Consider the following 12,861-nt stretch of genomic DNA (forward strand, 5'->3'; position numbering starts at 1 on the left):
CGCTAATCACATTCATAAGGCGTGTTTCTGCCGGCCGGCCCAGGGTGCCAGCATAAAGCTGAACGCCAGGCCCAGGCTGACCGACAAGCCGAAATTGCTCACGGCTGGTGTACTGGAGACCGCCAGCAGGCCGAACGACAACCAGGTCGTCAGCGCCGCCAGCAGTGTTCCCAACAGGCTGACGGCAGGGCCGCCGATCTGCTCGCGCATCAAAATCGCATAGTCAACGCTGATGGCCGTGACCAGCAACAGGCCAAACAGACTGAACAGGGTCAGAGGCTGGCCCAGCCAACCGAGGCTGGCCAGGCTGCACAACGCGGCCAGCAGCGGCAGGGCGACGATACGCAAGGCGCCGCCAACGCCGAAGGGCGCAATCAGCAATAGCACGATCAGCACGCAAGACAGCAACTTCAATTCGGCAGCGCTGATCTGCGTGTCGGCGAACACCCGGTTCAAGTCACCCAGGCGGTCCACCAACTGCACGCCGGGCAAGTCCTGCGCCTGCACCCGCAGCAACGCCGGGTTATTCAAGCCTTGCAGGCTGACCATGGCCGCCACGCCGCCGTCCACCGGGCCGAGCCACAGCGTGCGCCAGGGCTCGGCCAGCGGGCCTTGCAGTGCGGCGTCGATGTCTGCGGTGGGCAGCGCCTGCAACTGCGCCACTTCGGCTTGCAGGGCGCTGAGGGGCACGCCGAGGTCCAGTAGCGGTTGCCAGTGTGGCGCCAGGTTGTTCAGCGCCTCGCGCAGCTGTTGTTGCTCGCCAGGAAGGTTGACCAGTTGATTGAGCGCCAGGTAGCCCTGGAGCTTATCCATCTGCACCAACTGATCCAAGCGTTTGCCCAGGGCGGCCTGGCGTTCCAGCAACTGCTGCTGATTGTCCGCCCGCACCAGGAAAAACTGGCTGGTGGGCTGGAACCCGGTGATGCGTGCCACGGCCTGGGCTTCCTGCAGCAACTGCGGCGGCGCACCGATCCATTGGCGGATATCGTTTTTAGTGTTCAGTTGCCACAGGCCCGCGGCGCAGAAGAGCAGCACCCCCACCAGCAGCACCGATCCGGGCACGCGTTTGAGCAGTGCCGTGCGCAGCTGCCATAGGCTTTGGGCGACACGCAGCGGCCATTGCGCCGGGCGCAGTTCCACGCCCTTGAGCAGTGCGGGCAACAGGCACACGGCGCACAAATAGGCACCGACCAGGCCGGCAGCGGAGAACACCGCAATCTGGGTCAGCGCCGGGAACGGCGTCCAGGCCAGCGCCAGGTAGCCGATAGCACTGGTGGCCAGGCTCAGGCTCAGCCCCGGCAGGGTCAGGCGCAACGCCGGCCAACTGCGCCACGGCTGCAGGCTCCAGCTTTTGGACAGGTAATGCAGCGGGTAATCCACCGCCACGCCGATCAGGCTGGAACCCAGCACCAAGGTCATCACATGCATATGCCCAAACAGCGCCACGCACGCCACCGCGCTAAACAGCATGCCCACCAGCACCGGCACGAATGCCAGCAACACCCGCCAGCGCCGGAACGTCAGCAACAGCAATAACAGGATGCCCAGGGTGGCGCCGCCGCCGACCCAGGTCATTTCCCGAGTGGCCTGCTGTTGCCCGTTGGCCGCATAGAGCAAACCGCTGGCGGCGAGCAGTTGCGCGCCGTGTGCGCCGGCTTGCTCGCGGCTGGCCTTCAGCAAGTCCGCCACCTGCAGCGGCAGCTTCATGTCGAATGCGTTGCCGGTAGTGCGCGCCCGCAGTAGCACCCAACTCTTGCCGTCGGCATCGGCGATCAAGGCGCCGCTGCCGATATCCATTTGCACCGCGCCGTGTTGCGGTTGGCTGTTCTGGATGCGCCCGGTCAGGCCGAGCCAATCGTCCTGGCTTGGCACCAGGCTGAAACCGGTGAAGGGGTCGAACAGCGATTGCACGCGTTGCTGGATGAACGCCTCAGGCTGCTGGATCAGTTGTTCGCGGTCCTTGGCCGACAGCATCGACAGACGCCCACGCAGCAGTTGCTCGCGCAATGCTGGCAAGTCGGCTTGCAGGTTCCACTGCACCTTTTCAAACAGGCCGCTGGCCTGCCAGCGCTCACCCAGTTGCTGTGCCACGGCCACCGCTTGCTGGCGGTCGGCATGCCCCACCAGTACCAGCATTTCGCGGTTGAGCGGCTCCTGCATGCGCTGTTCGGCTTGCAGTTCCAAGGCGTCTGGCGTGCTGCCGGGCACCAGCTCCATCAGGTTGGCCGACAACGGCGCGCCGTCGCGCCACTGCCAGCCGGCCAGGGCCAGTACGGCCACCAGCAGGGTCAGGAACAGGCGCGGCAGCAGGCGTTCACTGGGCAAAGTCGTGTTGCTCCGCATCGCTCAACGGCTGGTCGGCGGTACTGTCCTGCATGCGCAACAGCGTGCTGTCGCCTTGGGTTTCCAGCAGTTCAATGGTGTGCACCAGCGCGCCGCCGTCGATATTGATCTGAGTGAACACTTGCTTGAGCAGCAGCGAACGCGGGGTCAGCGTCAGCTTCCACTGTTGGGCCTCGCCTTGCAGTTGCAGGTCGAAATCGCGCTGCAGGCCACTGCTGTCGCCCTGCAGTACTGCCAGGAACAAACGATTCTGTTCGGCGCCGGCGCTCTTGTTTGGCAGTAGTTGCCAGCCATTGGCGTCACGGCGGGCAATGCCCTGGGCTGTAATGCGGTAGTCCTGTTGCAGCGGAGTTTTCAACAGCCACAGCAGGCCGTGATCCTTGGCGAGCACGAAGGTGCCTTTGCTCACCAATGGCTGGGGCAGGGCGCGCAGGTGTTTTTCCTGGATGAAGTTGCCGTGGATCACGGAGGGTTTGGCAAGCTGATCGCTCAACTGCTGCAGGTCGAAGGCGTGGGCGCTGAAACTCAGCAACAACGCAGCCGCTGTAGGAGCGAGCTTGCTCGCGAAAAACCTGAGGGCCCCACGGGGTGTCAGGCGCCCCGCGTTATCGTTGGCGATCTTCGCGAGCAAGCTCGCTCCTACAGGGGGTCTCATTCCAGGGCTCTCTCTACGGCGTCGGTGAAGACTTTGGGCGAGGCCAGTTGCATCTCGCGGCTGGCGATTTGCACCGCTACTTGCACGGTGCTGGCGCGGGTCAAGCGCTCGCCGCTGGCCAGGTCGGTAATCAGGTAATTCACCTTCAAACGGTTTTCCCATTCCACTAGGCTGGCGCGCACATTGATGGTCTGGCCGAACGTCGCGCCGCGCACATAGCGTAGCTGCATGTCGATCACCGGCCATGCGTAGCCGGCTTCGAGCATCGCCGTGTAGTTATGGCCGATCTTGTCCAGCAACGCACAGCGGGCCACTTCCAGGTACTTCACGTAATGCCCGTGCCACACCACGTTCATGGTGTCGATGTCGAAAAACGGCACAAGGATTTCAGTGTCGCTGTGCAACACGCCGGGGCTACGCATGCAGCCTCCAGTGTTGCGTGGCGATGCGTTGCAGGCACAGGCGCAGTTCGCCTTCCAGGGCGCGGTCTTCGATGACCGGCGGGAAGTCCAGGGCCAATTCTGCGTGCATTGCGGCCAGCGCCGGTGGCAGCGCTCGGGCATCTTCTGCTTGGGCGCGCAGCCACACGCCCTGGTTGGCGGCGAGCAGGGTGGCGGCGGCTACTTGTTCGGTCAGCTCCAGTACGCGGATTGCATCGCGGGCGGCAATGGTGCCCATGCTCACCTTGTCCTGGTTATGGCACTCGGTGGAGCGCGAGAACACGCTGGCCGGCATGGTGTTTTTCAGCGCTTCGGCGGTCCAGGCGCTGGTGCCGATCTGCACGGCCTTGAAGCCATGGTTGATCATTGCACGGTCAGCCGGAGCGCCTGAGAGGTTGCTCGGCAGGCCATGGTTGTAACGCACGTCCACCAGCAGTGCGAGCTGGCGGTCGAGCAGGTCGGCAACGTTGGCGACCAGGATCTTGAGACTGTCCATGGCGAAGGCGATATGCCCGCCGTAGAAGTGCCCGCCATGCAGCACACGTTCTTCTTCGGCGTCGATGATCGGATTGTCATTGGCACTGTTCAGCTCGATCTCAATGAAGGACCGCAGCCAGTTCAGGCTGTCCGCCAATACGCCGAGCACATGGGGCGCGCAGCGCAGCGAATAACGGTCTTGCAGGCGATGCAGGGGCGCGGTGGGCGCGTCGATGGCCAGGTCTTTGCGCAGCCACGCGGCCACTTGCATCTGCCCAGGGTGTGGCTTGGCGGCGAACAGGCGCTCGTCGAAGTGTTCCGGGTTGCCTTGCAGGGCCACCACATTGAGCGCGGTGATGCGCGTGGCCAGTTGCAACAGATAGTCGGCGCGGGCAAAGGCCAGGCAGGCCAGGCCGGTCATCACCGCGGTGCCGTTCATCAGTGCCAGGGCTTCCTTGGGGCGCAGGACCAACGGCTCCCAGCCCAGCTCGCGGTGCACGTCGGCCGCCGGGCGGCGTTCGCCACGCAATAGCACCTCGCGCTCGCCGGACAAGGTCGCGGCCACGTAGGACAGGGGCGTCAGATCACCACTGGCACCCACCGAACCCTCTTCCGGGATCAGCGGCAGCACATCCTGTTCGAGGAAGGCATGCAGGCGTTCCAGCAGTTCCACACGCACCCCGGACACGCCATGGCACAGCGACTGCAAACGCGCCGCCAGTACGGCGCGAGTAGCCTGGGCATCAAGCAATTTGCCCAGGCCGCAACCGTGAAAGGTGTACAGATGGCGCGGCAAGGCTTCGACGTGTTCCAGCGGCACTGCCACTACGCAGGAGTCGCCGTACCCGGTGGTCACGCCGTAGATCACGCCTTCCTTGTCCAGCAGCGAGTCGAGGAACTGCGCGCCCTTGGCGATGCGCTGGCGGTACGCGGCGTCGTCCTGCAGGCGAGTGGGCACCTGGCGGTTGGCCAGGGCCAGCACGTCTTCGATGCGCAGGGGGCGTTCACCAAAGGTGATGGGCTCAAGAGGCGTCGTCATCGGTCTTCCAGAAAGGGTAAAAGTTGAACCATTGTTGGGGCGCTTGCAGGCAGAACTGGCCCAGGCGTGCGGCGTAGCGTGCGGTCCATTGGGCGATGACCTGCTCGCGGGTGCTGCGCTTCCATTCGATCAAGTCGGCAAAGGGCTCGATAGTCAGGCGATAGCGGCCCTGGTGCTTGAGGCACATCAGTAGATTGACCGGGCACTTGAGCAACCCTGCCAGCAGCCATGGGCCTTGGGGGAATGCCGCCGTATGACCGAGGAAATCCACGCGCACCGTGCGCCCGCCGTGCAGCGGGATGCGGTCGCCGGCAATCGCCAGCCACTCGCCATCGTCCAGGCGCTGGCTGAGCAGCAGCATGGTGGCCGGGTCGAGTTCGCTGACCTGGATCAGGCGCAAATGGGTCGCGCCGGCCTCGCCCAGCAGGCGGTTGAAACGCTCGGCGTGCTTGGTGTGCACCAGTACATTCATGGTGACTTGTTCACCGATCTCCGCCAGGGCGCGACACACTTCCAGGTTGCCCAGGTGCGCGCCCACCAGCATCTGCCCACGCTCGCCACGCAGTTGGCTACGTAACTGCGCCGGGTCGTTGATCTCGATTTGCTCCAGGCGCAGCTTGCCGTTCCATACGTCGAGCTTGTCCAGCAGCGAGTCGGCGAAGGCCATGAACTGGGCAAAGACTGTGCGGTGGGTCGGCAGCAAGTCATCGCGCCCGCTCCACTGCGCCAGCCGCTGCTGGTATTGCCAGGCGCTGTAGCGCGCGGTGCGGCCGAACAGGAAGAAGTAAAAGACGATGCTGTAGAGCAACGGGCTCAATAGGCGACGGCCGAGGACTTTCACCGCGACCGCCGTGAATTTCATCAGCCAGAAGCTGCCGCGTTCCTCGCGGTCGGCCCAATGCTTGGAGCTGTCGTTCATGCTTGCCACCGTCGCCACAGGATCATCGGCGCACGCACGAGCATGCCGAAGAACAACCGCGTGTGCATGGCGCTGATGCGCAGGTTGTCGCGCAACAAACGAAAGTGCGACAGGCCGTCGGCGGGGTAGTGCACCTGGGTGGGCAGCCAGCGCATAGGCTGGTTGCGCCAGGCCAGGCGCACCAGGATGTCCGAGTCGAAATCCATGTGCGTGCCGATGTAGGCCGAGTCCATCAGCGCCAGGGTCGGCGCCAGCGGGTACACGCGAAAGCCGCACATCGAGTCGCGAATCTCAAGCGACAGGGTGTTGATCCAGACCCACACGTGGGTCAGGTAACGTGCGTACAGGCGACCCTTGGGCACGCTGTCGTCGTATTCGGGGTAGCCGCAGATGACGGCGTCGGGGTGCTGGCGTGAGGTGTGGATAAAGGTCTCGACTTCGCGCAGGTCGTGCTGGCCATCGGCGTCCACTTGCAGGGCATGGGTATAGCCCAGGCGCGCTGCTTCGCGAAAACCGGCCATCACGGCGGCGCCCTTGCCCTGGTTGCTGGGCAGGGTCAGCAGGGTGACGTTGTCGGGGGTGGCCAATTGCGCCAACACCGCCGCGCAAGCCGGGCTGCGGCCGTCGTCGACCAGCAGGAACGGCAAGCCGCTGCCCAGCAGGCTGCGGACCACGGCGGGTACGGCGGCTTCGTGGTTGTACACCGGGATCAGGGCACAGGGGTTATGCATATTCAAAGCCTGCGCAAACCCTGTGGCGAGGGAGCTTGCTCCCGCTGGGCTGCGAAGCAGCCCCAATGCAGGCGACCGAGATCATCCTGGGAATGGGTGATGCCAGGGTTGGGAGCGCTTCGCACTCCAGCGGGAGCAAGCTCCCTCGCCACAAAAACGGCTTATGCATGGGCGGGCTCCAGCACTATTCGTCCGCTGGAACAGGCGGCAACGCCGTTGCGGTAGGTGAAATATAGCTTGCTGCGTTCCCGATCAAAGCGCAGGTGCAGTTCGATGTGATCGCCCGGGCGCACCAGTTGCTGGAACTTGAGCACTTCCATGCCGGCGAACCGGGTTGGCAGGTCGAGCAATTGCTGGCCCAGGTTGAACGCCCATTCCACCTGCACCACCCCTGGCAGTACCGGGGTGACCGGGAAGTGCCCGCTGAAATAGGCCAGGTCCGGTGGGATGCTCAGTTGCAAGGTCCATTCACCTTCGGTTTCGACTTGCGCCAACACCTCAGGCCCTTTCGGGCGAGGCGCCAGCAACAAGGCTTCGATATCGGCCTGGGGCAGCTTGCCCTGGCTGTTCAGCGGCAATTGGCGCAGCACACGCCAGCGGCGCGGCAAGGCCAGGGCTTCGCAATGTTGGCTCAAGTGCTGGCGCAGAGTTTGGGTGAGGGTGCGGCGCCCCTGGTTGCGCAGCGCATGCAGCCCCGCCTCGCTGAGCACCACCACGGCGCCCAGGGACGCGCGGTTTTCCTGCACCACGCCCAGGCGGGTGTCGGCGACCCATTCATGGGCGATCAGCGCCTGTTCCAGCATCGGCAGGGAGATGCGTTTTTCTTCCAGCTTGACGATACGGTCCAGGCGGCCCAGCAGTTCGAACCGGCCATCGGCATGGATGCGTGCGGCGTCGGCGGTTTGTTCGATATGCCCTTCAGGCAGGTACTTTGAGGCGATGCGTAAAGCGCCCTCGGCATCCTGGCTCAGTCGCACATCTGCAAACGGCTGCCAGGGTTGCGCGCCCTGGCGCCAGGCGATGCCGCCGGTTTCCGAGCTGCCGAGGATTTCTGTGGGCCATTGTTGCAAGCGGTCGTAGAGGCTGCCCGCGGCGTCAACAGGCAACGCGCCACCGGAGGAAAATACCCGTGCCACCTGGCTCAGTGCCGGCCAGTCGAGGTTGTCGCCCATGCGCTTGAGCAGCGCAGGGCTGGCCACCCAGGCAAATTGTGGGTGCTCCCGGCTGGCGCGCTGCATGTCCTCGGGGAACGCCAGTTGCTTGCGCACAAAGGTGCGGCCGGCACACAGCGGCCACAACACGCGAAACAGCAAGCCGTAGATGTGCTGGGTAGCGACGCTGCCGATGATGCAGGCTTTCTTGAGATCTTTGCCCCACAGGGCTTCCAGCGCCTCAACCTCATTGGCCAGCTGGCGCAGGGACTTGTCGATGCGCTTGGGCTCGCCGCTGGAGCCGGAGGTGCACAGGCTCAGTTGGCAGGTGTCCAGGTCGAGGGCGGCGGCGCTCAAGGGCGCTTGATACAGCGCGTCCAGGTCGCTGGCATCGATCAGCCAGGCATCCACGGCAGTGGCCCAGCGTTGGCGCGTCTGGGGTTGCAGGTCGGCGGGCAGCAGCACGCTCGCACCGGCGCGCCAGGCGCCCAGCAGTGCAATCGCCAGCAGGCCGGCGTCTTCCAAGTGCACGGCCAGGCGTCGGATGCCCCGGGCTTTCAGGCCTGCGGCGAGGCTCAGGGAGTGCTCGCACAGTTGCGCGTGATTCATGAGGGGCTCGGTGGTCACCCCGCGATCTTGCAGTGGCTCAAGCAGCAAGTGCTCAAGTTTCAACCCATTCATACGCGGCCTCGAACCCTTTGTCGTACCAGCCATTCCACGGCAAACAACAGGCCCATCAACCCGTAGGCGATCAGGCCGTTGTACAACGTCCACCAGCTCAGCGGCGCCCACAGGGTGAGCGCGGCGGCGAGCAGGCCATTACAGAGAAAAAACACACTCCACACCAGGGTGACCCGGCGGGTATACACCACCGCGTGGGGCGGCAGGTGGGGGTCGGTCATGCGCGCCAGGCGCTCGACCATCGGCGGGCCGTATTTCAGGCTCAGGCCAAACAGCGCCAGCATGAACCCGCTGACCAGGCTCGGGTACCAGCGCAGCCACTGCGGGTTATCGAACCAGGCCAGCGCCAGGCAAAACACGATCACCACCACCGCCATCCAACGGCTGCCCGGGCGCTGCGCAGCGGTGAGCGCGCGCAACAGCCACAAGCTGCCCAGCAGCAAGCCGAACTGCCAGGGTGCAAAGTGCTCGGTGCCGTAATACACCGCGAAGGGGTACAGCAGCCCCGCCAATAACAGGCCAAGGCCGATCAGCCGGCTCATGCGGCGGGCTGGACCAGACGGTACACCGCCTCTACCACGTCGTTCACCGTGCGCACTGCCTTGAACTCTTCGGCGGCGATCTTCTTGCCGGTCTGGCGCTTGATGTGGTCGATCAGGTCCACGGCGTCGATGCTGTCGATTTCCAGGTCCTGGTACAGGTTGGCGTCAAGGGTGATGCGTTCCGGGGGCAGTTCAAACAGTTCCACCAAGGCGTCGCGCAGGGTGTTGAAGATATCGTCACGAGTTTGCATGGTACGGTCTCAAGCTGCCTGTCGGGCCGTGACGAACGCCGCAAGGCTGGCCACGTTAGTGAAGTGATTGCGGGTGTCCTTGGCGTCGGCATCGATTTTGATGCCGTATTTTTTCTGGATCGCCAGGCCCAATTCCAGCGCATCGACCGAATCCAGGCCCAGGCCTTCGCCAAACAGCGTCTGCTCGCTGCCAATGTCGTCGACGCTGATGTCTTCCAGGCCCAGGGCCTCGATGATCAGCGTCTTTATGTCGTGCTCAAGGCGGTGTTGGTCGCTCATCTTCGGCGAGCTCCTTAATGAAATAGTGATGCAGGTGATCGTTGAGCTTGCGTGAAGCCTGGGGCGCGGCGCCGAGCGCGGCGAACGCCTGTGGTTCTATATCGGCGCCCACGCGCAAACTGAAGTGAAATCGACGGTGGGGAATGCGATACCAGGGTTCGGCCTTGGTCAGGGTGGTGGGGCTGACCTTGATCACCACCGGCGTGATGATTGTCGCACCCCGCAGCGCAATGGCCGCACCGCCGCGATGAAAGGCCGGCGCCGCGCCCGGCGGGGTGCGGGTGCCTTCGGGAAAGATGATCAGCGTCTGGCCGGCGCGCAGGGCATCGGCTGCGGCATCGAGCATATCGGCACTGCCGTCGTTGCTGATATAGCCGGCATCGCGTACCGGGCTGCGGGTGAACGGGTTCTGGAACAGGCTCTGCTTGACCACGCAGTTGGTCTGGCGCATCAGGCCGATCAGGAACACCACGTCGATCAGCGACGGATGGTTGGCGACGATCATCTGGCCAGGGCGGCCAAGCTTTTCGGCACCCTCGACGCTGTAGGTGAGAATGCCCAGGCCTTTCATCAGGCGAATGAAAAACCAGAACAGGCAACTGATGGTGTGGCGTGCGCGCCGTTGGTGCTGGGTGGCGTCGCCCGGCAGGCAACTGAGCAGTGGAAACACTAGCAAACGCAGGCACAGCCCGCCGATGCCAAACAGGCAAAAGCTGAGGGCCGTGGCAAACAGGCGCCAGTAGTAGGCCTGCCGTGGCTTGTGGGTCAGGGCTTGCGTTGCCAGTTCCATACTCGGTTCTTCCAGGCATGTTGGCAGGCGCCCTGTTCGGTCAGCAGGGTGCGCAGCAGGTTCAGGGCGTGGGGCCACTGGGTTTGAGTGAGTTGGACAGTGCCGGTGGTGAGTTCCAGTTGCCACTCGTCGCCCGGCGTGAGCAACAGGCCGAGGGCGTAGGGGAAGGGCACATCCGTAATCCAGCTGGCGTAGGCGTGGGGCGGTTGTTCTTCGGTGATCACCAGCAATACGGCGGCGCCTTCGTTGAGCAACGCGGCGGCTTCGAGCAGGCCGTGTTCGAGGCCATCGCCGGCGGCGGCGAGAGCGGTCATCTCGCTGGTTTCATTACGCAGGATCGACCACAGGCCAATCACCGCGTTATGCACCGACAGGCTGAACTGAGTGGGCGACAGCGGCTGCTCGTTGGCCAGGTCGCTGAGAATGTCCAGGGTGCGCGGGGTTTCGCCGTGGCGGGAAATAAACACCAGTGGCAGGTCTTCAAGGCCCTCGGCCAGCGGCCAGCCGACGCTGAACGCCATGCGCGCCAGCCGGCTCAGACGGCGGCGCTGCATGGCTGGCAAAAATGACACATCGGGGGACGCTTCGCTGACAGGCGGCAACACCGGGTCCCGGCACCAGGCGTACCAGTCGTCCGCACTCTCAAGGCCAGGAGCCCAGGCGCGCCATTGGGCGATGTTGAAGTTGATCACTGAGAAGTTATCCCGCCCCTGCGGGCTTCCATGTGCGGCCAATGGCCCCGGATTCCGGGACAGGGAGCAATGGCCGTATGGCGCGCATTATCCCGGTGCTGTGGGGTTCTAGCAAATAGTGGTGAAAATTTGTTCACTATTGATCACAAATAAGTTGGAAGAATTTACAGATTATCGGCGAGCGAAGGCCGGGCTCGATCGTTGCGCGGTTTCCATTCATTTGTGAGCCAGGCAGCGCGTTAGGATGAACGAGGTAGCTAACCGGCGCTTTTGCGCTCTACACTCGGGGGATTCATTGATACACGGAGGTTTTTCCATGCGGCGCGTGGTGTTCAATCAAAAAGGCGGCGTGGGCAAGTCCAGCATCGCCTGCAACCTGGCGGCGGTCAGCGCCAGCGAAGGTTATCGAACCCTGTTGGTGGACCTCGATGCACAGGCCAACTCAACCCAGTACCTCACCGGGCTGACGGGCGACGACATCCCCATGGGGATCGCGGATTTTTTCAAGCAGACGTTGTCTTCCGGGCCGTTTTCGAAGAAGAACAAGGTGGATATCTACGAAACGCCGTTCGACAACCTGCACGTGATCACCGCCACCGCCGAGCTGGCAGATCTGCAGCCCAAGCTCGAAGCCAAGCACAAGATCAACAAGCTGCGAAAGCTGCTGGATGAGTTGAGCGAGGATTACGACCGGATTTACCTGGATACGCCGCCAGCGCTGAATTTTTATGCGGTTTCGGCGCTGATTGCCGCTGATCGTGTGCTTATTCCATTCGATTGCGACAGCTTTTCGCGCCAGGCTTTGTATGGCCTGCTAGCAGAGATCGAAGAACTGAAGGACGACCATAACGAAGGCCTGGAAGTGGAAGGCATCGTGGTCAACCAGTTCCAGGCCCGGGCGAGCCTGCCGCAGCAGATTCTCGATGAGTTGATTGCCGAAGGGCTGCCGGTACTGCCGGTGTACCTGGCCAGCTCCGTGCGTATGCGCGAGTCGCACCAGGAGAGCAAGCCGCTGATTCATCTGGACCCACGGCATAAGCTGACGCAGCAGTTTGTGGAGCTGCATAACTTGCTGGAAAATGCCTGACCCCACAGGCAACACCGAACACTGTGGGAGCCGGGCTTGCCCGCGATGAGGGCGGCACATTGAGTCAATGTGTCGCCTGGAACACCGTTATCGCAGGCAAGCCAGCTCCCACAGTTTGGATTGCATTTCGGCAGGTGAGTTGGATTTGTCCCACAGGGTCTGTAGGAAGGGTCTGGCAATTGGGCTTGTGCCTTGTAACCTTGCCTACAGCTACGCCAGAATCCGCCGGCTTGTGCGTCTGGATGGGCGTCTCTAAGGTTTGCCGGTCGCTGAATGTTCAGTGATCGGGTTTAGTAGCCCGTGGTGAGACGTACGGCAAATCGTCATCAGGATCTTCCTGGATTTGATGGTGGCTGTACGGAGGGCGCTTTCAAGCGCGCCGGTTGCGTCTCCCCGGTCTACTAACCTGCGTACAGCTGCCACCCTCCGTTTAGTAGCGGTAGGTTGCGGCTCCTCTACTCGGAGACGATCCATGGTTAACCTTTATACCGTTACACCCAACCTCCCCACCGAAGCCCTCGTGCTCAACAGCTACGAAACCTTCTCCTCCGTGCGCACGCTATTACTCAACTTGTCCAACGACCTCACAGGCGAACATCGCGATGTGGCTCTGGCGATTCACCAATTAAGCGAACTGGGCGTCATGCTGGTCGGCCAGATGATGGACCGCGAAGCCCCCCTGACCTAAAGCTGAAATGCATTCAATGTGGGAGCTGGCTTGCCTGCGATAGCATCGCCTCGGTGTACCAGGCAGACCGAGTCGCCTGCATCGCAGGCAAGCCAG

14 protein-coding genes are annotated in these 12,861 nt (G+C 63.2%); 2 read left to right on the forward strand and 12 right to left on the reverse strand.

All coding sequences use genetic code 11. The annotated features are described in order from the left end of the window. Positions 1-12: 12 nt before the first annotated feature. From CER19_RS09325 to CER19_RS09385, 12 genes are all read right to left on the reverse strand, one after another. The gene (locus tag CER19_RS09325) at positions 13-2,343 is read right to left on the reverse strand and encodes an MMPL family transporter (RefSeq protein WP_116666207.1); all 2,331 of its coding nucleotides are present in this window, start codon (positions 2,341-2,343) and stop codon (positions 13-15) included. Continuing rightward, positions 2,315-2,998, reverse strand: coding sequence for an outer membrane lipoprotein carrier protein LolA (locus CER19_RS09330; RefSeq protein WP_116666208.1), 684 nt, complete (start codon positions 2,996-2,998; stop codon positions 2,315-2,317). Before CER19_RS09330 ends, CER19_RS09325 begins: the two co-directional genes overlap by 29 nt. Then, positions 2,995-3,420 (reverse strand): thioesterase family protein, encoded by a 426-nt coding sequence (locus CER19_RS09335; protein ID WP_034125591.1) that lies wholly within the window; start codon positions 3,418-3,420, stop codon positions 2,995-2,997. The genes CER19_RS09330 and CER19_RS09335 overlap by 4 nt, the downstream gene beginning before the upstream one ends. Continuing rightward, positions 3,413-4,954: a histidine ammonia-lyase gene (gene hutH / locus CER19_RS09340; protein WP_116666209.1), complete on the reverse strand. Its 1,542-nt coding sequence runs from the start codon at positions 4,952-4,954 to the stop codon at positions 3,413-3,415. Before hutH ends, CER19_RS09335 begins: the two co-directional genes overlap by 8 nt. Continuing rightward, entirely contained in the window at positions 4,938-5,873 is a 936-nt protein-coding gene (locus tag CER19_RS09345) for a glycosyl transferase (RefSeq protein ID WP_116666210.1), read from the reverse strand. Before CER19_RS09345 ends, hutH begins: the two co-directional genes overlap by 17 nt. After that, complete coding sequence (locus CER19_RS09350; protein ID WP_116666211.1) at positions 5,870-6,604, reverse strand: glycosyltransferase family 2 protein; 735 nt, start codon at positions 6,602-6,604, stop codon at positions 5,870-5,872. Before CER19_RS09350 ends, CER19_RS09345 begins: the two co-directional genes overlap by 4 nt. A gap of 161 nt (positions 6,605-6,765) precedes the next feature. Then, positions 6,766-8,436 (reverse strand): AMP-binding protein, encoded by a 1,671-nt coding sequence (locus CER19_RS09360; protein ID WP_116666213.1) that lies wholly within the window; start codon positions 8,434-8,436, stop codon positions 6,766-6,768. Then, the gene (locus CER19_RS09365; protein ID WP_003187947.1) at positions 8,433-8,978 is read right to left on the reverse strand and encodes a membrane protein; all 546 of its coding nucleotides are present in this window, start codon (positions 8,976-8,978) and stop codon (positions 8,433-8,435) included. Before CER19_RS09365 ends, CER19_RS09360 begins: the two co-directional genes overlap by 4 nt. Continuing rightward, on the reverse strand, positions 8,975-9,229 hold the full coding sequence (locus CER19_RS09370; RefSeq protein WP_116666214.1) for an acyl carrier protein: 255 nt from the start codon (positions 9,227-9,229) through the stop codon (positions 8,975-8,977). The genes CER19_RS09365 and CER19_RS09370 overlap by 4 nt, the downstream gene beginning before the upstream one ends. Positions 9,230-9,238: 9 nt before the next feature. Further along, positions 9,239-9,508, reverse strand: coding sequence for a phosphopantetheine-binding protein (locus CER19_RS09375; protein ID WP_014716603.1), 270 nt, complete (start codon positions 9,506-9,508; stop codon positions 9,239-9,241). Beyond that, on the reverse strand, positions 9,486-10,298 hold the full coding sequence (locus CER19_RS09380) for a 1-acyl-sn-glycerol-3-phosphate acyltransferase (RefSeq protein WP_116666215.1): 813 nt from the start codon (positions 10,296-10,298) through the stop codon (positions 9,486-9,488). The genes CER19_RS09375 and CER19_RS09380 overlap by 23 nt, the downstream gene beginning before the upstream one ends. Further along, on the reverse strand, positions 10,274-10,990 hold the full coding sequence (locus tag CER19_RS09385; RefSeq protein ID WP_116666216.1) for a beta-ketoacyl synthase chain length factor: 717 nt from the start codon (positions 10,988-10,990) through the stop codon (positions 10,274-10,276). Before CER19_RS09385 ends, CER19_RS09380 begins: the two co-directional genes overlap by 25 nt. Positions 10,991-11,306: 316 nt before the next feature. On the opposite strand from CER19_RS09385, the gene CER19_RS09390 reads away from it, so the two are divergent. Further along, entirely contained in the window at positions 11,307-12,077 is a 771-nt protein-coding gene (locus CER19_RS09390; RefSeq protein ID WP_020301660.1) for a ParA family protein, read from the forward strand. 472 nt (positions 12,078-12,549) lie between these two features. Beyond that, positions 12,550-12,765 (forward strand): DUF6124 family protein, encoded by a 216-nt coding sequence (locus CER19_RS09395; protein WP_116666217.1) that lies wholly within the window; start codon positions 12,550-12,552, stop codon positions 12,763-12,765. Positions 12,766-12,861 lie beyond the last annotated feature (96 nt).

The organism is Pseudomonas sp. GL93 (assembly GCF_003408955.1).
Taxonomy (GTDB): Bacteria; Pseudomonadota; Gammaproteobacteria; order Pseudomonadales; family Pseudomonadaceae; genus Aquipseudomonas; species Aquipseudomonas paracarnis.